Annotated in this window: 23 protein-coding genes; 7 read left to right on the top strand and 16 right to left on the bottom strand. The window is 71.7% G+C overall.

Features of this window, described 5'->3' with window-relative positions; all coding sequences use genetic code 11:
- Positions 1–3: 3 nt before the first annotated feature.
- The 3 genes from NIE79_RS11155 to nadD form a co-directional block, all read right to left on the bottom strand.
- The gene (locus tag NIE79_RS11155) at positions 4–663 is read right to left on the bottom strand and encodes a histidine phosphatase family protein (protein ID WP_238678479.1); all 660 of its coding nucleotides are present in this window, start codon (positions 661–663) and stop codon (positions 4–6) included.
- Entirely contained in the window at positions 660–1,067 is a 408-nt protein-coding gene (gene rsfS, locus NIE79_RS11150) for a ribosome silencing factor (RefSeq protein ID WP_210785344.1), read from the bottom strand. Before rsfS ends, NIE79_RS11155 begins: the two co-directional genes overlap by 4 nt.
- A gap of 110 nt (positions 1,068–1,177) precedes the next feature.
- Entirely contained in the window at positions 1,178–1,774 is a 597-nt protein-coding gene (nadD, locus tag NIE79_RS11145) for a nicotinate-nucleotide adenylyltransferase (RefSeq protein ID WP_124817466.1), read from the bottom strand.
- A 262-nt stretch (positions 1,775–2,036) separates the two neighbouring features.
- On the opposite strand from nadD, the gene NIE79_RS11140 reads away from it, so the two are divergent.
- Both NIE79_RS11140 and NIE79_RS11135 read left to right on the top strand, forming a co-directional pair.
- A complete protein-coding gene (locus NIE79_RS11140) occupies positions 2,037–2,741 on the top strand; it encodes a PadR family transcriptional regulator (protein WP_238678478.1) in 705 nt (234 codons plus the stop codon).
- 189 nt (positions 2,742–2,930) lie between these two features.
- Positions 2,931–4,136 (top strand): FAD-dependent monooxygenase, encoded by a 1,206-nt coding sequence (locus tag NIE79_RS11135; RefSeq protein WP_238678477.1) that lies wholly within the window; start codon positions 2,931–2,933, stop codon positions 4,134–4,136.
- A gap of 103 nt (positions 4,137–4,239) precedes the next feature.
- Here the strand turns inward: NIE79_RS11135 and pepN are convergent, their stop codons facing one another.
- On the bottom strand, positions 4,240–6,756 hold the full coding sequence (gene pepN / locus NIE79_RS11130) for an aminopeptidase N (protein WP_238678476.1): 2,517 nt from the start codon (positions 6,754–6,756) through the stop codon (positions 4,240–4,242).
- 69 nt (positions 6,757–6,825) lie between these two features.
- Between pepN and NIE79_RS11125 the strand changes: the two genes are divergently transcribed.
- On the top strand, positions 6,826–7,044 hold the full coding sequence (locus NIE79_RS11125) for a DUF397 domain-containing protein (RefSeq protein ID WP_124817462.1): 219 nt from the start codon (positions 6,826–6,828) through the stop codon (positions 7,042–7,044).
- Positions 7,045–7,164: 120 nt separating this feature from the next.
- On the opposite strand, the gene NIE79_RS11120 is transcribed toward NIE79_RS11125, so the two are convergent.
- The gene (locus NIE79_RS11120) at positions 7,165–7,566 is read right to left on the bottom strand and encodes a hypothetical protein (RefSeq protein WP_238678475.1); all 402 of its coding nucleotides are present in this window, start codon (positions 7,564–7,566) and stop codon (positions 7,165–7,167) included.
- A 145-nt stretch (positions 7,567–7,711) separates the two neighbouring features.
- On the opposite strand from NIE79_RS11120, the gene NIE79_RS11115 reads away from it, so the two are divergent.
- Entirely contained in the window at positions 7,712–8,959 is a 1,248-nt protein-coding gene (locus NIE79_RS11115; protein WP_238678474.1) for a cytochrome P450, read from the top strand.
- Between the two features lie 48 nt (positions 8,960–9,007).
- Here the strand turns inward: NIE79_RS11115 and NIE79_RS11110 are convergent, their stop codons facing one another.
- Both NIE79_RS11110 and NIE79_RS11105 read right to left on the bottom strand, forming a co-directional pair.
- Entirely contained in the window at positions 9,008–10,177 is a 1,170-nt protein-coding gene (locus NIE79_RS11110; RefSeq protein WP_238678473.1) for a zinc-dependent alcohol dehydrogenase, read from the bottom strand.
- Positions 10,174–10,812, bottom strand: a complete 639-nt coding sequence (locus NIE79_RS11105; protein ID WP_238678472.1) for an SRPBCC family protein — start codon at positions 10,810–10,812, stop codon at positions 10,174–10,176. Before NIE79_RS11105 ends, NIE79_RS11110 begins: the two co-directional genes overlap by 4 nt.
- 158 nt (positions 10,813–10,970) lie before the next feature.
- Here NIE79_RS11105 and NIE79_RS11100 point away from each other — a divergent pair, with 158 nt between their 5' ends.
- Entirely contained in the window at positions 10,971–12,050 is a 1,080-nt protein-coding gene (locus NIE79_RS11100; protein ID WP_238678471.1) for a glycosyltransferase family 2 protein, read from the top strand.
- A 106-nt stretch (positions 12,051–12,156) separates the two neighbouring features.
- On the opposite strand, the gene NIE79_RS11095 is transcribed toward NIE79_RS11100, so the two are convergent.
- Genes NIE79_RS11095 through NIE79_RS11085 form a run of 3 tightly spaced genes read right to left on the bottom strand, consistent with a single transcriptional unit; the run spans position 12,157 to position 14,115 of the window.
- On the bottom strand, positions 12,157–12,774 hold the full coding sequence (locus NIE79_RS11095) for a DUF3618 domain-containing protein (protein WP_238678470.1): 618 nt from the start codon (positions 12,772–12,774) through the stop codon (positions 12,157–12,159).
- Complete coding sequence (locus NIE79_RS11090; RefSeq protein ID WP_238678469.1) at positions 12,771–13,238, bottom strand: phage holin family protein; 468 nt, start codon at positions 13,236–13,238, stop codon at positions 12,771–12,773. The genes NIE79_RS11095 and NIE79_RS11090 overlap by 4 nt, the downstream gene beginning before the upstream one ends.
- Before the next feature lie 31 nt (positions 13,239–13,269).
- Positions 13,270–14,115, bottom strand: a complete 846-nt coding sequence (locus tag NIE79_RS11085; protein ID WP_238678468.1) for a hypothetical protein — start codon at positions 14,113–14,115, stop codon at positions 13,270–13,272.
- 229 nt (positions 14,116–14,344) lie between these two features.
- On the opposite strand from NIE79_RS11085, the gene NIE79_RS11080 reads away from it, so the two are divergent.
- Positions 14,345–14,836 (top strand): DUF4383 domain-containing protein, encoded by a 492-nt coding sequence (locus NIE79_RS11080; RefSeq protein WP_238678467.1) that lies wholly within the window; start codon positions 14,345–14,347, stop codon positions 14,834–14,836.
- A 65-nt stretch (positions 14,837–14,901) separates the two neighbouring features.
- The gene (locus NIE79_RS11075; RefSeq protein WP_238678466.1) at positions 14,902–15,561 is read left to right on the top strand and encodes a DUF6766 family protein; all 660 of its coding nucleotides are present in this window, start codon (positions 14,902–14,904) and stop codon (positions 15,559–15,561) included.
- A 16-nt stretch (positions 15,562–15,577) separates the two neighbouring features.
- On the opposite strand, the gene NIE79_RS11070 is transcribed toward NIE79_RS11075, so the two are convergent.
- From NIE79_RS11070 to NIE79_RS11045, 6 genes are all read right to left on the bottom strand, one after another.
- The gene (locus tag NIE79_RS11070) at positions 15,578–16,027 is read right to left on the bottom strand and encodes a GNAT family N-acetyltransferase (RefSeq protein WP_238678465.1); all 450 of its coding nucleotides are present in this window, start codon (positions 16,025–16,027) and stop codon (positions 15,578–15,580) included.
- Positions 16,028–16,097: 70 nt separating this feature from the next.
- The gene (gene obgE / locus NIE79_RS11065) at positions 16,098–17,564 is read right to left on the bottom strand and encodes a GTPase ObgE (protein ID WP_238678464.1); all 1,467 of its coding nucleotides are present in this window, start codon (positions 17,562–17,564) and stop codon (positions 16,098–16,100) included.
- A gap of 95 nt (positions 17,565–17,659) precedes the next feature.
- Positions 17,660–17,914, bottom strand: coding sequence for a 50S ribosomal protein L27 (gene rpmA / locus NIE79_RS11060; protein WP_030491740.1), 255 nt, complete (start codon positions 17,912–17,914; stop codon positions 17,660–17,662).
- A gap of 11 nt (positions 17,915–17,925) precedes the next feature.
- The gene (gene rplU, locus NIE79_RS11055; protein ID WP_007464063.1) at positions 17,926–18,240 is read right to left on the bottom strand and encodes a 50S ribosomal protein L21; all 315 of its coding nucleotides are present in this window, start codon (positions 18,238–18,240) and stop codon (positions 17,926–17,928) included.
- Between the two features lie 166 nt (positions 18,241–18,406).
- On the bottom strand, positions 18,407–18,889 hold the full coding sequence (locus NIE79_RS11050; protein ID WP_238678463.1) for a hypothetical protein: 483 nt from the start codon (positions 18,887–18,889) through the stop codon (positions 18,407–18,409).
- A 116-nt stretch (positions 18,890–19,005) separates the two neighbouring features.
- The gene (locus NIE79_RS11045) at positions 19,006–22,149 is read right to left on the bottom strand and encodes an Rne/Rng family ribonuclease (protein WP_238678462.1); all 3,144 of its coding nucleotides are present in this window, start codon (positions 22,147–22,149) and stop codon (positions 19,006–19,008) included.
- Positions 22,150–22,219 lie beyond the last annotated feature (70 nt).

The raw sequence follows: 22,219 nt of genomic DNA, 5'->3' as shown, positions 1-22,219 counted from the left end.
CGGTCAGATCGCGTCGGCGGCCACCGGAGCGGTGACCAGGCCGACGTTGTGCGCCCGCAACTGCCAGCCACTGACGTCCTGCGGACGGCCGACCACCGGCGCGCGGTCGTCGTGCCGCAGCTCGCTCCAGTGGCAGTTGGCCAGGGAGCCGATGGTGCGGAGCACGGCAGTGTCCCAGCCGAGCAGGTGACCGATGCCCTGTCGGGAACCGCCACCGTGGGTGGCGATCACCACGGTGCCGCCCGGGGCGGCGTCCGCTGCTTCCCGCAGCGCGGCACCGACCCGCTCGCCGAGGTCGTGCAGGGGCTCCAGATCCGCGCCCGGGTCGGGGTCGCCGGCCCGCCAGCGCGCGTACTCCTCGGGAAAACGCTCGGCGACCTCGGTGAGGTGCAGACCCTGCCACTGACCGAAGTGCCTCTCGCGCAGCCTCGCGTCGGTGCGCACCGGAAGACCCGTCAGCGCGGCGAGCGCGGCGGCGGTCTCCGCGGCGCGGCTCAGGTCGCTGGCCACGATCGCGTCGGGCCGCAGCGCCGCGAGCAGCGGCGCGGCGGCGCGAGCCTGGTCGCGACCAATCTCGTTGAGGGGTACGTCGGTCTGCCCCTGGACGCGGTTGGCGGCATTCCAGTCGGTGTTGCCGTGCCGCCAGACGATCAGTCGGGTCATTCGGCTGCGGCGGACCCGCTGGCATCGGCCTCGACCAGGTCGCGGTCGACGAACGGGATGGTGGGGCAGTCCTTCCAGAGGCGGTCGAGCCCGTAGAACTCGCGCTCCTCGGTGTGCTGGACGTGCACCACGATGTCGACGTAGTCGAGCAGCACCCAACGGCCACCACGCTCGCCCTCGCGCCGCACCGGCTTCGCCTTGTCCGGCAGCTCCAGCAGGCTCTCCTCGATCGCGTCGACGATGGCCAGCACCTGACGCTCGTTGGGGGCAGCCGCGAGCACGAACGCGTCGGTGATGGCGAGCTGGTCGCCGACGTCAATGATCGTGATGTCCTGCGCCTTCTTGTCGGCGGCGGCCTGGGCGGCCGCGATAGCCAGCTCGTGAGCGCGTTCGGAAATCGTCACCGTTCTCCTTCGATCAAGCGTGGGATCCTCCAAGCGTCTCATACGCGCCGGCACCCCGATCGTCCAGTTCTGGTCGGTTAGCGCCACGAACCTGGGCATAACGGGTGCGCTCAGCGCTGATAGAGGCTCCGCTTGGCGATGTACTGCACCACACCGTCGGGGACCAGGTACCAAACCGGCTCACCTCGGGCGACCCGAGCGCGACAGTCGGTCGACGAGATGGACATGGCGGGCACCTGGATCAGACTGACGGTATCCGCCGGAAGGTGCTTGTCGGTCAGCGGGAAACCGGGCCGGGTCACGCCGACGAAGTGGGCCAGCTCGAAGATCTCGTCCAGGTCCTTCCAGGACAGGATGCGTTGCAGGGCGTCCGCGCCGGTGATGAAGAACAACTGCACCTTCGGGCCGTACTCGGCCTGAAGGTCACGCAGTGTGTCGACCGTGTAGGTGGGCCCACTGCGGTCGATGTCGACCCGGCTGACCTGGAAGCGAGGGTTGGAGGCGGTGGCGATCACTGTCATCAGGTACCGGTCCTCGGCCGGGCTGACCGGCTCGTCGGCCTTCTGCCACGGCTGCCCGGTGGGCACGAAGACCACCTCGTCTAGGCCGAACCGGTCCGCCACCTCGCTGGCCGCGACGAGGTGCCCGTGGTGGATGGGATCGAAGGTGCCACCCATGATCCCGATCCGCCGGATATCTTCCTCCACCCAGTGATCGTAGGCCGAGCGTCGTGGCGGACCGTCCCGGCCCGGCACCGCCGTACGTCACCTCACTCCAGCGCGCCCAACCGCCCCCGCGGTGATCAACTCGGCTTCCTGAAACTCGGCCCTTCCGGCAGACCGGGACAGCGCGACTTCATGAACGCCGAGTCGATCGAGGGCGCCCTGCCATAGGCAGGGTCGCAGCAGTTGTGCCATCGGCGTATATTCGTTGACGAGTAACCGTTGACGAGCGAAGGGTGTGGTCACAGTGCCGAAGCGGCGCAAGGTCGGCAACCTGCTGGCGCTGGCCGTGTTGTCCGCCCTGGCCCAGCGGCCGATGCACCCGTACGAGATCGCCACCGCACTGCGCGCCTGGGGCAAGGACCAGGACATGGAGTTCAAGTGGGGGTCCTTCTACACCGTGATCGGCAACCTGGACAAACACCACCTGATCGAGGCGGTGGAGAGCCTGCGCGAGGGCCGACGCCCGGAACGCACCGTCTACCGGATCACCGACGCCGGGCGGGCGGAGCTGGTCGACTGGGCCCGCGAGCTGGTCTCCACCCCCATGGCGGAGCACCCCCGCTTCCGGGCCGGGTTGTCAGTGCTCGCCGCGCTGCACCCCGACGAGGCCACCCGCCTGCTGCGGCAACGGCTCGACCTGCTGGAGGCCGCGATCCGTCAGGACCGCGAGACGCTCGACGCGCACCTGCGGGAGATTCCACGGCTGTTCCTGGTGGAGTCGGAGTACGACCTCGCCATGCGGGACGCGGAGGTGGCCTGGCTGCGGGCACTGCTCGCGGAGCTGACCTCGGGCAGCTATCCCGGGTTGGGCGCCTGGCGGGCCTTCCACGAGACCGGCGAGATGCCGGCCGAGCTGACCGAGTTGGCCGAGAAGACGCACACCCCGAAGGCCAGCCCCGACACCCCACCGACCAACACCGCGGAGGCCAGCACGGACAGCACCGGCTGAGAAGCGGCCCCGGCGAGGTGCGCCAACACCTCACCGGGGCCCTGACCCCGAACCGACGCCTGGGAAGGCACCCGGCCCGAAGCGGCAACCACGAGGATAACCGGGCTCCCTCCCAGGTCCGCGCTACCGCGCACCGACCACACCAGGTCCGTGCGCCAGCGCACCAACGACCACACCCAGGGAGAGACCATGACCACTGTACGAACCGCGATCGTCATCGGCGGCGGCATCGCCGGGCCGGTGACGGCGCTCGCGCTGCGCCGCGCCGGCATCACCGCAACCGTCTACGAGGCGTACCCGACCACGGCCAGCGGCATCGGCGGCACCCTCGCCCTCGCGCCCAACGGCGTGGCGGCCCTACGTACGGTCGGCGCGCACGAGGCGGTGACGGCGATCGCCACACCGATCGAACGCAGCGCTCTGACCGTCGGCCGCCGCCGCATCGACATGCCCACGCTGACCGGGGTGCCGCCGCTGCACGTGGTGCACCGCGCCGAGCTTTACCAGGTGCTGCACGACCAGGCATCCGCTGAGGGCGTGCCGTTCGCGTACGGCAAGCGGCTGGTCGACGCCGAGCAGACCGGCGACGGAGTGACCGCACGCTTCGAGGACGGCAGCACAGCGACCGCCGACATCCTCGTCGGCGCGGACGGAATCCGCTCCACGGTCCGGGGGCTCATCGACCCGACCGCGCCCGGCCCCCGGTTCACCGGCCTGCTCGGCTTCGAGGCGGTCGCCCGGCACGAGGTGGACGCGGAGCCGGGCACCATGACGTTCGCGTTCGGCCGACGCGGCTACTACCTGTACTGGCCGGAGCCCGGCGGCGGCACCCGGTGGGGGGCCAACCTGCCGCAGCAGCGGCCGATGAGCCTCGTCGAGGCCCGGGCGGTGCCGGCGGAGCAGTGGCTGGACACCCTGCGCGCCACCTACGGCGACGACGACCCTGGCCGGGAGCTGGTCGCCACCAGCGACGCCGACGACCTCCAGGTTGTCGGGTCGTTGCAGATCATGCCGCCCGTGCCGCACTGGCATCGGGGCCGGATGGTGCTGGTCGGCGACGCGGCGCACGCGCCCTCGAACAGTTCCGGGCAGGGCGCGTCACTGGCCATCGAGAGCGCTGTGCAACTCGCCCGTTGCCTGCGCGACCTGCCGGACGTCCAGGCGGCGTTCGCCGCGTACGTGCGGTTGCGTCGTACCCGGGTGGAGAAGGTCGCGGCCCGGGCGGCCCGGATCAACCACGCGAAGGCCCCCGGTGCGGTGGCGCGGACGCTGATGCCGTTGCTGATGCCGCTGATGGTGCGCACAGTGCTGGACCCGGAGAAGACCGTCGCCGACGAACAGCGCTACGTCATCGACTGGGACGCGCCGGTCACGGCGGAGCCCGCCCTGCGCTGAGCTGCGGCTGCGGGGTGGCCGACCAGCCACCCCGCAGCGCCCAGCTCGCGTCGGGCCAGCACGCGCAGGGCCACCCACGGCGTCAGGCCACGCTGCTCAGCGGTCAGGCCGAGGCGGCGGCCACCGCCGTCCGGGCGACCAGCGCGCGACGCAGGTCGTCGTCGGCGTCGGTCACCACCCGGCGCAGGCCAGGGGTCAGGTCGTCGCGGGCCAGCAGCGCCGCGGCCGCCTCCCTGGTGGGCTGCGCCACGGCGTAGCGGGGGAACGCCAGGGCGGCCACCCGGTCGGCCGTCCAGGGGGTACGCCGGTGCGCGGCGGCCGGCATCTCCGCGAAGTACCGATCGACGTACGCGGCGGTCAGGTCGGCCTGTTCGGGTTGCCAGAACCCCTCGGTGATCGCCTCCAGCAGCCGACCGGACAGCTCGGTGTCCCGCACGATGATCTCCCAGGTCGCCTGCTTCGCCGCCGGGTCGGGCAGCGCCGCCCGGCAGTGGGCGGCCCGTTCCGCGCCCGTCGAGCTGTTGTCGGCGGCGGCCTCGATGGCGATCTCCGCCTCGCCGGCGGCGCCCAGCACCACAAGGCGACGCAGCACCGCCCAGCGCAGCTCCGCGTCGACCTTCAGCCCGGCCGGCACGTCCCGGCCGGCGAGCCAACCGACGAGCAGGTCAGCGTCGGTGGTCGCGGCGATCCAACCCCGTGCGGCGGCGAGCTGCAACGACTCCCCGGCCGGCGCGCCGTCGAGCAGCCGTTGGCACGTCCCGGCGACCCTGGCCAGCGCCGTGGCACGGGTCAGCGGGTCGAGGTAGCGGTCGACCAGGGACCTGCTGAGCGTCAGCACGTCCTCCGCGATGATCACCTCCGTCTCGGCGGGCAGCGCGGCAGCCATCAGATCGACCAGGCCGGTGACCGGCCGCTCGCCGTCGGTCGCCGCGTCCAGTGCCTCGCGCCAGAGCATCGCCCGGGCCAGCGGGTCGGTCAGACCGGGCAGCACCTGCGGGACGGCGTCCGCCGACGCCGGGTCGAGGCGTACCTTCGCGAAGGTGAGGTCACCGTCGTTGAGCAGCAACAACCGGGCCGCCGGCTCGCCGGTCAGCGCAGCGAGCACGGTGCGGCCCCCGTCGGCGTTCGGGTCGATGTCCACCTCGTCGCGCCGCCCGGTGCCGTCCATCGAATAGCGGCCCACGCCGATCCGGTGTGGGCGTAGCACCGGGTACGACTCGGGCGCGGTCTGCACCACCGCCACCTCGGTGTAGTGGCCGTCGGCGTCCACGGCGACCTCGGCACGCAGCGTGTTGACCTGCGGTCGGCGCAACCACAGCTCGGCCCAGTCGGACAGGTCCCGCCCGCTGCTGGTGGAGAGGCTGGTCAGCAGGTCGGCGAGGGTGGCGTTGCCGAAGCGGTGTGCGGCGAAGTGCGCGTTCAGGCCGGCGAGGAACGCCTCGTCGCCGAGCCACGCGACCAGCTGCCGCAGCACGCTGGCGCCCTTGGCGTACGAGATGCCGTCGAAGTTGAGCAGGCCCGCCTCGGCGTCGACGACCTCCTGCGGGGCGATCGGGTGGGTGGAGGGCCGCTGGTCGGCGGCGTAGCCCCAGGCCTTGCGACGCATGGCGAAGGTGGTCCAGGCCTGGTCGAAGCGGGTCGCCTCGGCGGTGACCCGGGTGCCGAGGTACTCGGCGAAGGACTCGTTCAACCACAGGTCGTCCCACCAGCGCATGGTGACCAGGTCGCCGAACCACATGTGGGCCATCTCGTGGGCGATGGTGCCGGCCCGCTGCTCGCGCTGGGTGTCGGTGACGGCCGAGCGGAACACGTAGTCGTCGCGGAAGGTGACCAGGCCCGGGTTCTCCATCGCGCCGGCGTTGAACTCGGGCACGAACGCCTGGTCGTACTTGCCGAACGGATAGCGTTCGGTGAAGAGCTGGTGGAACCGGTCCAGGCACTGCCGGGTGATGGTGAAGATCTCCTCGGCGTCGGCGTCCAGGTGCTCGGCGAGTGACCGGCGGCAGTAGATGCCCAGCGGTATGCCGTCGTGCTCGGCCCGCCGGACGTGGTACGGCCCCGCGATCAGCGAGAAGAAGTACGTGGCCAGGGGCGCGCTCGGGGCGAACTCCCAGCGCCCGGGGGCCGGGTTGGCGGCCACCTCGGCGTTGCCCGCGACGATCCACTGCGGCGGCGCGGTGACCGAGAGGGTGAACGGGGCCTTGAGGTCGGGCTGGTCGAAGGCGGCGAAGATGCGCGGCGCGTTGTCGAGGAAGGACTCGGCGTAGAGGTAGGTCTCGCCGTCGGCCGGGTCGACGAAGCGGTGCATCCCCTCCCCCGTCTTGGAGTACGCCATCTCGGCCTCGACGACGAGCGTGTTCTCCTCGGTCAGGTCGTCGAGCGGCAGCCGGTTGTCGGCGAGCAGGCCGGGATCCAGGTCGCGGTCGTTGAGGCGTACACCACGCAGTTTGGCGGGCTTGACCTCGACGAAGGTCGCGGCGCCGGCGGTGGCCCGGAACCGGATCTCGACGCGGGAGCGGAACAGGTCGCCGTCACCGGTCAGGTCGAGGTCCACCTGATAGGACTCGACAGTAATCGCCGCGCCACGCGCGGTCGCCTCTACACGGGTCAGGCTCGGCATCCGCTTATCCTGCCCGATGGGGATCGGCACCCGGTCACCACACGACCCTCGGCACTGGAGGAAAGAACCATGGCGCAACACCCCAAGGGCGACTTCGACCTCTCTCGGGCGGTCTGGCAGCGGGCCGAGGGGGACACCTCCGACAGCGCCGTTGAGGTTGCCTTCGTCGACGACCTGATCGGGATGCGCAACTCGGCCGAGCCGAACGGGCCGGTGCTGGTCTTCACCCAGGCCGAGTGGGACGCCTTCGTGGCCGGCGCGCAGGACGGCGAGTTCGACCTGGACTGACAGTGCCCGCCGAACCGTCGGCGGTGGATCGCCGTGCCGGTGCCCGTGGTCGGGACACCGGCACGGCCATGCCGGCGGGCTGGCCGGCGCACCACCGGATCGGCCACCCGGAACTGGTTGTCAACCATCGCCGGGAGCGTCGCCGTCGCCCCAGCCGAGGCCACCCGGGCCCGGGGCGTGGTGGAAGCCCGGATGGTCGGCCACGTCGACGCAGCGCTCGCCGTCCGGCCCGATCGCGCCGCAGAACAGCCGCTCGGCCCGCTGCCAGGCGTCCGCCGGTGACAGGGCCGCCGCACCGATTGCCACCTCCGAGCGGAGCAGGCTCAGCGCCTCCGCGTACGCCACTGCCAGCTCGCGGGCCTCGGCCGGGCCGGGCGCGGTGAAGCCCAGGTGCACTGTGAAGAACCGGTGCGGGCGGGTGGGCCGCCTCGGCGGCCCGATCAGTGACCGCCCGTCGCGGCCTCCGCCGAGTGCCCCGGCCGCTCGCCGCTGCCGCCAGTGCGGCGATGTGTTGTCGCGCATCCGCCCTCCCCGTGCTCGTCCCACCAGCAGCAAACCAGGTTCCGCCGCCCCTGGGAGGGGCCAGCCGGGCGGGGTTCAGCGGCGTCGACGGGGGTAAGCGCGCTGACAAACGGCGACCAGCCGCACCTGCGCGTGAGGAGACCCGATGGCGACCATGCCGGCCGACCGCAGCCCGGACAGCACCCTCGCGCTGCTCCGCGCCGGTTACCGGTTCATCGGCGAACGCTGCGAGCGGTACGGCAGCGACGTCTTCACGACCCGGATCCTGCTCGCCCCGACCATCTGCCTGCGCGGCCGGCCGGCGGCGGAGCTGTTCTACGACACCGACCGCTTCCAACGCGCCACAGCGATGCCGCTGCGCGTGCAGCGGACCCTGACCGGTCGGGGCGGGGTGCAGGGGCTGGACGGGCCGGAGCACTCCGACCGCAAGGCCATCTTCATGTCGATCATGACGCCGGCGGCGATCCAGCGGCTCGGTCACCTCTTCGACGACGAGTGGCGAACCCGGGTCGCCGCCTGGGAGGGCGCCGGCCCGGTGTCGCTCTACGACGAGCTGGGCCGAATGCTGACCCGGGTGGTCTGCGCCTGGGCCGGGGTGCCGCTGCCCGCGTCGCAGGTCGAGCGCCGCACCGTCGAGCTGCACGCCATGATCGAGGCCCCGGCCGTGCTGGGACCCCGGCACTGGCGCGGACGGGTCGCCCGGTACCGCACCGAACGCTGGCTCGCCGACCTCATCGAACGGACCCGGGTCGGTTTCGCCCCGGCGCCAGCCGGCAGCGCCCTGGCCGTCATCGCCGAACACCGGGACGGGCGCGGCAACCTCCTGCCCCGGCGGATCGCGGCGGTGGAGCTGCTCAACGTGCTGCGCCCGGTCGTCGCCGTCGACCAGTACCTGACCTTCGCCGCGCTCGCCCTGCACGACCATCCGGCCTGGCGGGAACGGGTCCGTGACGACGACGAGGCCACCGAGCAGTTCGTCCAGGAGGTACGCCGCTACTACCCGTTCTTCCCGATCGCGGCGGCCCGGGTCCGGCGGTCCTTCGACTGGCAGGGCTACCACTTTCCGCGCGGTCGACGGGTGCTGCTCGACCTCTACGGCACCAACCACCACCCGACGCTCTGGCCGCAGCCGGAACTGTTTCGCCCGGAGCGGTTCGCCGGCCGCCGGGTGGACCCGTTCGAACTGATCCCGCAGGGTGGCGGCGACCACTGGGCCGGGCACCGCTGCGCCGGCGAGTGGATCACCATCGACCTGATGAAGCGGGCGGTCACCAACCTTGCCACCACCATGCGCTACGAGGTGCCGGTCCAGAACCTGGCCCTGGATCTGCACCGGATGCCAGCGCTGCCGCCCCTCGGGCTGACCCTCACCAACGTCCGCCGCGTCGGCTGACCCCGCCTCACCGATCGCAACGACCGGCGAGGCGGGTACGCCCAGCCGTCAGGGATGCAGAACGCTGCGCAGACAGCCGTCCTCCTTCTTCTCGAACAGCTCGTACCCCTGGGCGCCCTGCTCCAGGGAGAGCGGGTGGGTGGCCAGATAACCGGGGTCGATCTCCCCGGCGGCGAGCCGGTCGAGCAGCATCGGGATGTAGCGCTGCGCGTGCATCTGCCCCATCCGCAGCACCAGGGCCTTGTTCATGGCCGCGCCGAGCGGGAACTTGTCGACCAGACCGGCGTACACACCGACGATGCTCACAGTGCCGCCCTTACGGCAGGCCATGATCGCCTGGCGGACCGAGGTCGGGCGGTCGGTCTGCAACCGCGCCGCCTGCTTCACCCTGTCGTACGCGTAGGTCGGTCCGACGTCGTGCGACTCCATCCCGACGGCCTCGATGCAGGCGTCCGGCCCGCGCCCGGCGGTCAGCTCGCGCAGCGCCTCCAGCACGTCGGTCTCCGCGTAGTTGATCGTCTCGACCCCGATCCGTTCGGCGGCGGTCTTGAGCCGGTCCGGGAATCGGTCGATCATGATGACCCGCTCGGCGCCCAGGAGTTGCGCCGAACGGGCCGCCATCTGACCGACGCCACCGGCACCCCAGACGGCCACCACCTCGCCGCCGGTGAGCCCGCAGAAGTCCGCCGCCATCCACCCGGTGGGCATCGCGTCGGAGGCGAACACCACCGAGTCGTCCGGCACCCCGTCGGGTACGGCGAAGGCGCCGATGTCGCCGAACGGCACCCGGATGTACTCGGCGTGTGATCCGGCGTAGCCGCCGGCGGCGTGCGAGTAGCCCAGGATGCCGGCCGGAGAGTGCCCCCACAGCTTCTCGGTGAACACCGGTTGCGGGTTGGAGTTGTCGCAGAGCGAGTACTGCTCGGTCCGGCAGTACCAACAGCCACCGCAGGCGACCACCGACCCCACCACCACCCGGTCACCGACCCGGTGCCGCCGTACGCCGGGCCCGGTCTCCACCACCTCGCCCATGAACTCGTGGCCGAGGATGTCCCCCTCCCGCATCGCCGGCAGGTACCCGTTGATCAGGTGCAGGTCGGAGCCGCAGACGCTGCTGGCCCGGACCCGGACGATGATGTCCCCCTCGGCACGGATCTGGGGCTCCGGCACGTCCCGGACGGCCAGCTTGCCCACGCCTTCCCAGCAGAGCGCCCTCACGCCCGTCCTCCCGTCATCAGCTTCTCCCGCACCTTGTCGGTCGCCTTCTCCTGGGCGGGGCTCCGGCCGGACGGGTCGTCCCGGGTGTCCACCACCTGGCCACACTCGATCAGCGTCTTCACCCGGCGCAGCGCGTCCCGTAGCGCCAGGTCCGGCTCGTCGCCGCCGACCAGGCCAGCCAACCGACGCACCGGACCGGAGCGGTAGCGCAGCTCGGCCCGGATCTCCGTGCCCCGGCCCTGGGGTGCCTCGGCCAGCTCGATCCGCCCCAGCTGCGGCATCGGCCCGTCCTCGACCCGCCACCGCAGCGTGCCCGTCCCCTCGACGGTGATCTCGGCCCGCCACTGCGTCTCCCCGCCGGCCCGGTCGCGGGCCACGCACCGCCAACGCCGCTCGTCGAGCTGCTGCAACGTGGCCCACCCGGCCAGCGCGCGGTCCAGCCGTTCGCGGTCGGTCCAGAAGCCGATCACCTCGTCCCGGGACCGGTCCACCGTCACCCCGCGACGCACCACGTACCAACCGTCCTGCCGCTCCGGCTGATGCCGATGCCGACGGCGGGCCGCCACCCGCCCCACGCCGACCGCCGTCGCCGCTGTGACGCCGAGCAGCGCCCACCTGGTTCCGTTGTTGGTCATGACGTCTCTCTCCTCCACCCGGACAACCGGGCATGGACAGCTCTTAGGGGCAGCGCTACCCGGAGCCCGGCAGGCGAAACGACCAGCTGTTTGATCGACGCAAATGCGGGCAGATGCTGCTCGACACCGACCGCGACCCTGGCCGCCACGGAGTTGCCATGTCCTCGTTCAGCCCTACTGGAGACGCCCGGCCCACCACCCGCCGATGGGAGGTCGAGCACGAGGGCGCCGGCCCGTCGCCGGTCCGCCTACCGATGACGTACGTGCTGCCGCTGCGCTGGCACACCGACACCGGCCTGGCCGAGCTGACCGACTACCTGCGCTGGCTGGGTGACCGGGTGGAGGTACTCGTGGTCGACGGCTCACCTGCGCACCTCTTCGCCCGGCACGCCGAGGCGTGGCGAGGGCTGGTCCGGCACCTCCCACCGGACCCGAGTGAGCGTGGGCTCAACGGCAAGGTGCTCGGCGTTCACACCGGGGTACGCGCGGCCGGCCACGAGCACGTGGTGATCGCCGACGACGACGTCCGGTACGACGAGGCCGCGCTGAGCGCGGTACACCGGCTGCTGGGCCGGGCCGACCTGGTGCGACCGCAGAACTACTTCGACCCGCTGCCCTGGCACGCCTGGTGGGACACCGGTCGCACGCTGCTCAACCGGGCGCTCGGGACGGACTACCCGGGCACCCTCGCCGTGCGGCGCAGCACCTTCCTCGCCATGGGCGGGTACGACCCGGACGTGCTCTTCGAGAACCTGGAGCTGATCCGCACGGTGCGCGGGAACGGCGGCACCGAGGCCGCCCCGGCCTGGCTGTACGTCCGCCGACTACCTCCGGACGCCGCGCATTTCCGCGGTCAACGGGTCCGTCAGGCGTACGACGATCTGGCCCAGCCGGCTCGCCTGCTGACCGCGCTCGCGGTGCTGCCGGCGCTGGCGGCGGCGGTCGCGTCGCGTCGGCCCAGGCTGCTGCTCGGCGCGGTGGCCGGGGTCGTCGCCCTGGCCGAGACGGGTCGCCGCCGCGCCGGCGGCACCCGGGTGTTCCCGCCGGCTACGGCGCTGGCGGCCCCACTCTGGCTGCTGGAACGCGGTGTGTGCGGCTGGCTTGCGGTCAGCCAACGCGTCCTGCTGGGTGGCGTCCGCTACGGCGACACCCGGATCAGCCGAGCCGCCAACCCAGCCCCGCACAACCCGCAGCTCCCCGCGATCTTGCACTTCCGGTTGGGACAAAAACGCCGGTAGACCCACAGAACTCCAGCCACAACCGCAAGATCGGCGCTGCCCCCGACGCGACAGCTCGCGGGCACCCGAGGGTGACCGCGAGCTGTCGTGCTGCTCTGGGGTGGGGTCAGGAGGTGGCGTGGTCCTTGACCTGGTGGGCGGCGGACTTCGTGTCGTCCTTGACCGCGTGCACGGCGTCCTGAGCGGTGGACTTCACCGACTCGGCGGCGTGCTGGGCCGGCTCACGCAGGTCGCTCGCCACCTCGCCCAGCTTCTCCTTCACCGCCCCGCTGTGCTCGCTGACCTTGGCCTTCACCTGGGTCGCCGCCTGCTGCTCGCGGCGGGACGCCGGGATCAGGGACGAGGCCAGCCAGCCGACCCCGAACGCGATCAGGCCGGCGGCGAGAGGGTTGCCCTGGGACTTCTGCCGGATCACCTGCGGCGCGCTGTGCGCGGCGTCGCTGACAGTGGCCGCCGCCGAGTGCGCGGCGTCGCTGACGCTGGAGGCCGCCGACGAGGCGCGGTCACCCACCGAGTGGGCGGCCTGGCCGGTGCCGTGGCCGAGGTCAGACGCGGTTCCCATGACCTTGTCCCTCACATTCTGCAGAGCGGAACGGGCCCGCTGCTTGCGGTCGTCGACGATGCGGCTGGGACTGACCTTGTACGCCAGCGCATCCACATCGGAGCTGAGGCTGTTACGTGTGGCTTCGATCTCCCGGCGGATCTGATCGGGATCGGTGCTCATCGGGTGACTCCCTCCGGGTGCGGCTTGAGCGCGTCGGGGATCCGCTGCACGCTGTCGTTGGTCTGCTTGAGCCCGCGTACGTGCTGGGCGTTCTTCTTGGCCATCGAGTAGAGGACCGCGGCGACCACGGCCCAGATCACGGCCACGATCAGCGCGGCCAGGCCGGAGTCCATGACGTTGTCCAGGAACTGCCAGATGGCGATGGACACGAAGAGGGCCACCATGTAGCCGCCGAAGCCGGCACCACCGAAGAGGCCAGCGGCCTTGCCGGCCTTCTTGCCCTCCTGGCGGATCTCGGCCTTGGCCAGCTCGACCTCCTGACGCATCAGCGTCGACAGGTCGGTGGTGACCTGACGCATCAGGTCACCCAGCGAACTGCCCTTCACCTCCGACGCGGTGTGCGGGGCACCCGCGTCAGGGTGGTAACCGGAGTCCAGTCCGGACCCCTGCGTCGGCATGCTCATGCCGTCGCCTCCCTTCGGATGACTCGGCGGCTCACGGGCGAGGGTTGCCGCTGGACGGCACGCCCGGCAGCGGGTCGGTCTGGGTCACCGGCGGCAGCGGCTGGCCGGTGCCGGAGTGCTCCGGGTAGTCGCCCCGGCCGGGCTCCGTGGAGCCGCCGGGCGCCGGGTCGGCGTAGGTACCGGGCGTCTGGTCGGTGTAGCCACCGGACGTCGGCGGGGTGTGCGTACCGGGGGTCGGGTCGAGGTAGCCGCCCGGCGGAACGGCGTCCGGCACCGCGCGGGGCGCCGGCGGCTGCGTCGGGATGACGGCGGTCTCCTCCGGGTCGTACGCCCCGGCGCCCCGGAAGGTCGAGGAACCGTTGCCGGAGTCGTCGCCAGCGGCCGAGATGCCACGGGTCAGCCGGCCGGCCAGCACACCGAGAACCGCCGCGCCGACCAGGAAGGTCCCCGGGTTACGCCGCGCGTAGTCGCGTACCTCGGTGATCAGGTCGCCGGGCTCGCGCTGCTCAAGCCAACCGGCGGCACCCTGCACCCGGTCGGCGGCCTGGCGGGCCAGCTCGGTCACCGGGCCGGCCTGGCCACCCTGCTCGGCCATCGAGCGCATCTCGTCGGCCAGCGAACGCAGCCCACCGGCGGCTCGGCGCTGCTGCTCACCGGTCTGGCTGGCGAGCTGGCTGCGGGCCTCGCCGTACAGGTTGCGGGCCTGCCGGGCCGCCTCACGGCCGACCTCGGTGCCCTGCTCCTTGGCGGTCTGGGCGACCGCGCCACCAGCCTGCGCGGCCTCCGACCCGACCTGGCGTGCCTGGTCGCGGACGCCACCGCCGTTCGTCGACTGCTGCCCGTACGTGGAAGACGTAGGTGAAAGATCGTAAGTCATGATGTCCCTTCCGCTCAGAAAGTCGTAGCGGTTGTGCTGGGGGGATGCGGCGCGTTGCTGCCGCCGCTGACCATTCACCTACCCTGCGTTCTGGCTTCCATACCTCTTCGTGCATTTATCTGCGCGGCCCACCGGTTGGTCTTCAAAATGGAGGATCGTCGGGCTGCGTCACGTCGCCGCTGCGGACAGTGAGGTTCGCGAGGCCGGTAGATCCACGGAGGGGGCAGCGATGGCACGAGACGCACGAGGCGGCCGAGCGACCGGCCCCCGCCCCCGGGTCCAGCTGGCCGCGCTGGTCGTGGCCGGGGTCTTCCTGTTGATCGGCGTCCTCGGCTTCATCCCCGGCATCACCACCGACTACGGCGAGCTGCGGTTCGCCGGGCACCACTCGGACGCCCACCTGCTCGGGCTGTTCCAGGTGTCGATCCTGCACAACGTGGTGCATCTGCTCTTCGGGCTGGTGGGCCTGGTGCTGGCCCGCAGCGTCGCCGGCGCCCGCGTGTTCCTCGCCGCCGGTGGCGCGGTCTACCTCGCTCTCTGGCTGTACGGCCTGGCGATCGAGGCGGTCAACCCGGAGGGCGGGGCGAACATCCTGCCGGTCAACGACGCCGACAACTGGCTGCACCTCGCGCTCGGCTTCGGGATGCTCGCGCTGGGGCTGCTGCTGTCCAACCAGGCCGGCACCGGCGGACGCCTGGACAACCCCGCCGACCGGCATTGACCTGGACTTTTGTGGTTTCGCGGTCACGCCCACCGGGGTAATCGACCGGCGAAGGAGGTGCGACCATGCCTCGTTGGCTGCGTAACAACGCCCTGGCTGTCGCCATGCTGGGGGCGTTCCTGGTCTTCCTGGTGTTGCAGAGCGTCTTCGGTTGGCAGACCCACAACGAGGAGCTGACCGAGTTCGGCGCCGCGCCGCTGAGCTGGCCGGCGTACCTGACCAGTGGGCACTTCGCCGAGTCGGTCTTCGAGAACTGGGAGTCGGAGTTCCTCCAGATGGGCGGGTACGTGCTGCTCACCGCGTATCTGGTGCAGCGGGGCTCGGCCGAGTCGAAGCCGGTGGACCAGACCGACCGACCGGAGGACGACGAGCGCCGGGCGACCCCGCAGTCACCCTGGCCGGTACGCGTCGGCGGCCTACCGCTGGTGATCTACCGGAACAGCCTCTCCCTCGCCCTGCTGCTGATCTTCGCCGGTTCGTTCGTCGGTCACCTGCTCGGTGGCACCGCCGCCTACAACCAGGAGCAGGCGCTCCAGAGCGGGGCGCCGCCGATCGGGGTGTGGGATTTCCTCGGCACCAGCGACTTCTGGTTCCAGTCCATGCAGAACTGGCAGAGCGAGTTTCTCGCGGTCGGCGCGCTGATCCTGCTGAGCATCGTCCTGCGCCAGCACGCCTCGCCGGAGTCGAAGCCGGTGACCGTCGAGCACGCCAGCACCGGCGCCTGAACCGGCGACGCCGCCGTCAGGCAGCGACCGGCAACCGCTTGGCGAAACAGACGCTGTACGGGTTGCCCACGTACTCGCCGTAGACCGGGATCCGCTCGTAGCCAGACGCTGTGTACAGGGCGATGGCGGCCGGCAGGTAGGTGCCCGTCTCCAGGCAGACCACCGAGTGCCCCTGCCGGAACGCGCACTCCTCCAGCGCGGCGAGCAACTGGCGACCGATCCCCCGCCCCCGGTACGCGGGCCGGACGTACATCCGCTTGACCTCGCCGGTCTCGGCATCGAGCGCCTGGAGCCCGCCGCAGGCGACAGCCCGACCGTTCACCACCACCGCCAGGTAGCTGACGTCGTCGTGGGGGACGAAGACCTGCCCGTCCAACCCACCATCGGCGTCGCGCAGCTCACGCTGCTGCGCGGTGACCATGGCGGCGATCTCCGGATCGATGGCAGGACGGGACTCGATCAGCATCACCACACGCTAGGACGCGTGGATTTCGGGGAGGTTTCCGGAAATCAACCCCACCACGGAGCGCAACGAACTACTCGGCGTCGTCCTCGTCGTCGATGGTGTCGTCGGACGCGTCCGCGCCCACCTCGTCCGCCGACCGCACCCGGCGAGCCTTCCGGGCGGCGAGCCGATCCGCGGCGGAGGCCCTGTTCGACTTCTCCTCCAGGCGGACGTCGGTGCCCCGGTTGCCGGGTACGAAATCAACACCGGCGAAGAGGGTCGGCTGCCAGTCGAACTCGCGCACGCCGATCCGGACCAGGTCACCGGGCTGCGCGCCGGCCTTGGCCAGCTTGTCCTCCACCCCGAGCCGGGCCAGCCGGTCAGCCAGGTAGCCGACCGCCTCGTCGTTGTCGAAGTTGGTCTGCTTGACCCAGCGCTCCGGCCGGACACCGCGCACTGTGAACGAGCCGTCCGCCTCGGCCGTGATGGTGAAACCGTCGTCGTCCACGGCGATCGGGCGGATGACGATCCGGGTCGGCTCGGCGGACGGGGCGGCCTTACGCTCTGCGTCGACCAGCTCGGCCATCGCGTAGGTCAGCTCCTTGAGCCCCTCCCGGGTGGCCGCGGAGACCTCGTACACCTGGTAACCGCGCTCCTCCAGGTCGGGGCGCACGATTTCGGCGAGGTCGCGGCCGTCCGGCACGTCGACCTTGTTGATGGCGACCAGCCGTGGGCGGTCGGTCAGGCCGCCGTACTGGCTCAGCTCGGCCTCGATGGCGTCGATGTCGGCCACCGGGTCACGGCCGGGCTCCAGGGTCGCCGAGTCGATGACGTGCACCAGCACGGCGCAGCGCTCGATGTGCCGCAGGAACTCCAGGCCCAGGCCCTTACCGCTGGCCGCGCCGGGGATCAGGCCGGGCACGTCCGCGACGGTGAAGGTGTGGTTGTCCATCCGGACCACGCCGAGGTTGGGTACCAGGGTGGTGAACGGGTAGTCGGCGATCTTCGGCTTCGCGGCGGAGATCACCGAGATCAGCGACGACTTGCCGGCGGACGGGAAGCCCACCAGGCCCACATCGGCGACGCTCTTCAGCTCCAGCACGATGTCCAGTTGGTCGCCGGGCTCCCCCAGCTCGGCGAAGCCGGGCGCCTTGCGCTTGGCGTTGGCCAGCGAGGCGTTGCCCCGCCCGCCGCGCCCACCGCGGGCGACCTCGAAGGTGGTGCCGGCACCGACCATGTCGGCCAGCACTGTGCCATCGGAGGTCTGCACCACTGTGCCGTTGGGCACCTTCAACACCAGGTTGTGGCCGTTGGCCCCGTCCCGGTTCGAGCCGGCGCCGCCCTTGCCGCTGTCGGCCTTGACGTGCGGGTGGAAGTGGAAGTCGAGCAGCGTGGTCACCTGCGGGTCGACCACCAGGGACACGCTGCCCCCGTGCCCGCCGTTGCCGCCGTCCGGCCCACCGAAGGGCTTGAACTTCTCGCGGTGGATCGAGGCACAACCGTGCCCGCCATCGCCGGCCTGCAGATGCAGAACGACCCGGTCAACGAACGTTGCCACGGCGTCAATCCTTCCAGCGAGGCTCGACCTCGCACTTCGCGAAAAAAGCTAAGCGGGCCGGGACCCGGAGGTCCGCGGCCCGCTTAGCCCGAGAACTACTGCTGCGGAACGATGCTGACGGTCTTGCGACCGCGCTTGGTGCCGAACAGGACCGAACCGGCGGACAGCGCGAACAGCGTGTCGTCGCCGCCACGGCCGACCAGGTCACCGGGGTGGAACTTGGTGCCACGCTGCCGGATGATGATCTCACCGGCGCTGACAACCTGACCACCGAAGCGCTTCACGCCGAGTCGCTGGGCCGCGGAATCGCGACCGTTACGCGAGCTGGACGCACCCTTTTTGTGAGCCATTGGAGGACGACCTACTTCCCGCTGGAGATGCCGGTCACCTTGACCTGGGTCAACGGCTGGCGGTGACCCTGGCGCTTGTGGTAGCCGGTCTTGTTCTTGAACTTGTGGATCCGGATCTTCGGGCCCTTGGTGTGCGCGGCGATTTCGCCGGACACCGCGACCTCGGCAAGCTTCGCCGCGTCGGTCACCAGGTCGTCACCGTCGACGAGGAGCACCGCGGTGAGCTTCACCGCGTCACCGGGGGCACCGGTGAGCTTCTCGACCTCGATCACGTCGCCCTCGGCGACCTTGTACTGCTTGCCGCCGGTCTTGACGATCGCGTACATCGGAGGCGGACTCCCTGTCGTTGAGGCTGCTGGCGGTCGTCCCCGCGGCGGCTCGCCGGGTAGCAGAGCACGGCGGCGCGGGCACACGGGAACTCGGCACACCAAAGGTGGGCCGCAGGCAAGAGTACGCCATTGCTGGCCCGGACCCCAAACCGGCCCGCCCTGCTCAGCGCGCGCAGAGCTGGTCGAGGCGCTGCTGGAGCCGGTCGAGTTCGGTCTCGTCGATCGACTCGACGTCGGCACCGAGCGCGGAAACCTCGGTTCCGAGGTCCGTGAGCAGAGTCTTGAGCTGCGGATCGTCGGTCCGCTCCGACTGCTCCCGCAGCGCGGTCCGCCAGTCGGCCAGCGCCGCCTCGGCCCGCCCCCGGGCGGCCTCGGCAGCGCGGCTGTCCCCCGCACCCACCGCCGCGAGCATCTGACCCAGCTCCGCCACGTACGTCCGGACGGCAGTGGTGCTGGCCGCCTGCGCGGCGACGCAGACCTGGGTGGCGTTGCCACCCGCCACGCCAGCGCTGGCCGGCACACCGGTCGGGCCGGGAGGGGTGCCAGCGGCCGCCGAGCCGGCACCCTCGGCGGTCCCAGCGGTGGAGCAGCCGGCCGCGCCGGAGAGCATGGTGAGCAGCGCGGTGACCGCGAGCAGACGGCGCATCTTCTTCTCCTGACCTGGGACGGCCGATCGAGGACCGGGCGGCCGCAACGACGAGGTCCCTCCCCCGTCACTTTGCCGGGAGAGGGACCTCGTCAAACACGTGGCCGGTCAGGCGCTCAGGGGCGGGTCCGCCGACGGGCGCCACCGCGACGCGACCGGCGACGGCCGCCACCACCCTCGGTGGTCTCCTCGTCGCCCTCCCCGTCGGCGAGCGCATCGGGGTCGTCGGCCGCTGCCAGCCGGGCCGACTCACCCTGCTGAGCGTCGGAGATCGCCGGCGCGGCGGCGGTGTCCGACTCGTAGCGGGACAGGTCGTAACCCATGGTGTCCTGGTAGTCGGCGTCCGGCTCGGCCCTGGGGTCGGTATCGGTGTCGACGACCTCGACGGCGGTCCGCTCGGCCGCGGCCGGGGCGTTCTTGCGCGCCCGACGGCGGGACGAGGTGGTGGCAGCCTGCTCGGCCGCCAGAGCGGGAGCGGGAGCGACCGCCGAGGCGACCGCCTTGACCTTCTCCCCCGCACCTGCGGGCCGTGGCTTCTCCGGCACCGGCTCGGTGTGGATGATGACGCCCCGGCCCTTGCAGCACTCACAGGTCTCGCTGAAGGCCTCCAGCAGGCCCGCGCCGATCCGCTTACGGGTCATCTGCACCAGGCCGAGCGACGTGATCTCGGTGACCTGGTGCTTGGTGCGGTCCCGGCCCAGGCACTCGGTGAGCCGGCGCAGCACCAGCTCACGGTTCGACTCCAGCACCATGTCGATGAAGTCGATCACCACGATGCCGCCGATGTCCCGCAGCCGGAGCTGACGGACGATCTCCTCCGCCGCCTCCAGGTTGTTGCGGGTGACGGTCTCCTCCAGGTTGCCCCCGGAGCCGGTGTACTTGCCGGTGTTGACGTCGACGACAGTCATCGCCTCGGTGCGGTCGATCACCAGCGAGCCGCCGGAGGGCAGGAAGACCTTGCGGTCCAGGCCCTTGATGATCTGCTCATCGATCCGGTACTCGGCGAAGACGTCGCTCGTGCCCACGTGCCGACGCACCCGGTCGACCAGGTCCGGGGAGACGTGCGACAGGTACGACTCGACGATGTCGTACGACTGCTCGCCCTCGATCACCAGCTCGCGGAAGTCCTCGTTGAACAGGTCCCGGACCACCCGGATGACCAGGTCCGGCTCCCCGTAGAGCAACGCCGGGGCGCCGCCCTCGGCCGCCTTGGCCTGGATGTCCTCCCACTGCGCCTGGAGCCGCTTGACGTCGCGGGCCAGCTCGTCCTCGGTCGCACCCTCGGCAGCCGTCCGGACGATCACGCCCGCGCCGTCCGGGACCAGCTTCTTGAGCACGTCCCGCAGCCGCTTGCGCTCGTTGTCCGGCAGCTTGCGGCTGATCCCGGAGGCGTTGCCGTTGGGTACGTAGACCAGGTGTCGACCCGAGAGCGCGATGTGGCTGGTCAGTCGGGCGCCCTTGTGCCCGATCGGGTCCTTGGTGACCTGGACCAGCACCGAGTCGCCGGAGCGCAGCGCCTGCTCGATCGAGCGGGCCCGCCCCTCCAGCCCGGAGGTGTCCCAGTTGACCTCACCGGCGTACAGCACGGCGTTGCGGCCCCGACCGACGTCGACGAACGCGGCCTCCATGCTCGGCAGCACGTTCTGCACCTTGCCCAGGTACACGTTGCCGGCCATCGTCCCGGAGGAGTTGCGGGTGACGTAGTGCTCGACCAGCACGCCGTCCTCCAGGACGGCGATCTGGGTGCGGTCACCGCGCTGGCGGACCGCCATCACCCGGTCGACGGCCTCCCGGCGCGCCAGGAACTCCGACTCGCTGAGGATCGGCGGGCGGGTACGGCGCTGCTCCCGACCGTCCCGGCGGCGCTGGCGCTTGGCCTCCAGCCGGGTCGAGCCGGAGACACCCTGCACCTCGTCGACGGTCCGGCGCGGCTCCCGGATCTTCACCACGGTCGGCACGCCGTCGTCCGCCGCGCCCTCGGTGTCACCCGCGCCACGACGGCGACGGCGACGGCGACGGCGGGTCAGGCCGTCCCCGCCCTCGGACTCCTCGTCCTCGTCGCTCTCGGCTTCGGCCTCGGCGGTCTCTTCCTCGTCGGCCTGCGCCGCCTCTTCGGACTCCTCGTCCTCGGCGTCGTCGGCCCCGCCCTTGCCCCGGCCCCGGCCGCGGCGACCACGCCGGCGGCGGCGGCGCGCGGCGGCGCTGTCCTCGTCGTCCTCATCCGCCTCGGCGGCCTCGTCGGCCTCCTCGGTCGGCTCCTCCTCGGCCTCGATCGCCTCGATCGGCTCCACCGGCTCCACCGGCTCGACCTCGCGGCGACCACGCCGACGGCGGCGGGACGGCTCGGCGGCTTCCTCGACGGCAGGCTCCTCGGTCGCCGCGGCGGGCTCCACCGGTCGGGTCACCGGCACGGCGTCCGGCTGGGGTGCCATGAACAGCACTGTGGGCGCGGAGAGCGCGGCGCGGCGACGACGGGTACGCGGCTGCTCCGGCTCGACCTCGGCCGGCTCGTTCGGCTCATCCGTCACACCGGAGACGGCCACACCCGGTGGCACCTCGCCGGAGCGCTCCTGCGCACCGCTGCTCCAGGCCAGCTCGGCGGCGGACGTGCTCGGGAGGGCCGGGGAGTCGTTCAGCTCGGCCTCGGCCTCGCGCAGGTCGGACTCCGCCGGCTCCTCGACGACGTCCGGCTCCTCGGCGACCGGTTCCTCGACCGCGGGCGCCTCGTCGGCGGCGGTCGGCTGCTCGGTGGCGGGCGGCTCCTCGACGGCAGCCGGTGTGGCCTTCTTGCGCCGGGTACGGGTCACCTTGACCGGTGGGACCACCTCGGCCGAGGCCGCCTCCGCGGTGGCGGCGACCAGCGGCTCCTCGGCGGTCGTCTCGACGGGGGTGGCCTTGCGGCGGCGCCGGGGAGTCTTCGGGGCGACGTCCAGGTCGCCGGAGATCGGGGCGAAGACCTCCGCCTGCGGCGACTCGACGTTGCCGGCGCCACCGGTGGGCGCCTCGATCGGGGCGTCGGTCTGCTCCGGCTGGTTGAGCGGGGCGGCCCGACGACGGGTCGCCCGGGTGCGCCGCACCGGCGCGGCCGGCTCGGCCGCAGCAGGAGCGCTCTCCGCGCCGTCCGGTTCCACCGAGGCAGAACCGACGGCAGTGGTGGAGGTCTCGACGGCGGCGCCGTCGGGCGTGGTGCTCTGGTCGGCGGGCTCACCGGCCGGCTGTGAACCGGTCCGTTCGCCGCCCTCGGGCTCGTTCTCGAGCATGGACGTTCTCCAGTTCTGGCTAGCCCGGGCGCGGGTGAGCGCTGCCACGCAGGGTCGCCGCAAAAGTGTT

This window comes from Micromonospora trifolii (genome assembly GCF_022229005.1).
GTDB classification, from domain to species: domain Bacteria; phylum Actinomycetota; class Actinomycetes; order Mycobacteriales; family Micromonosporaceae; genus Micromonospora; species Micromonospora trifolii.
This window is presented reverse-complemented; position numbering and strand designations above follow the sequence as displayed.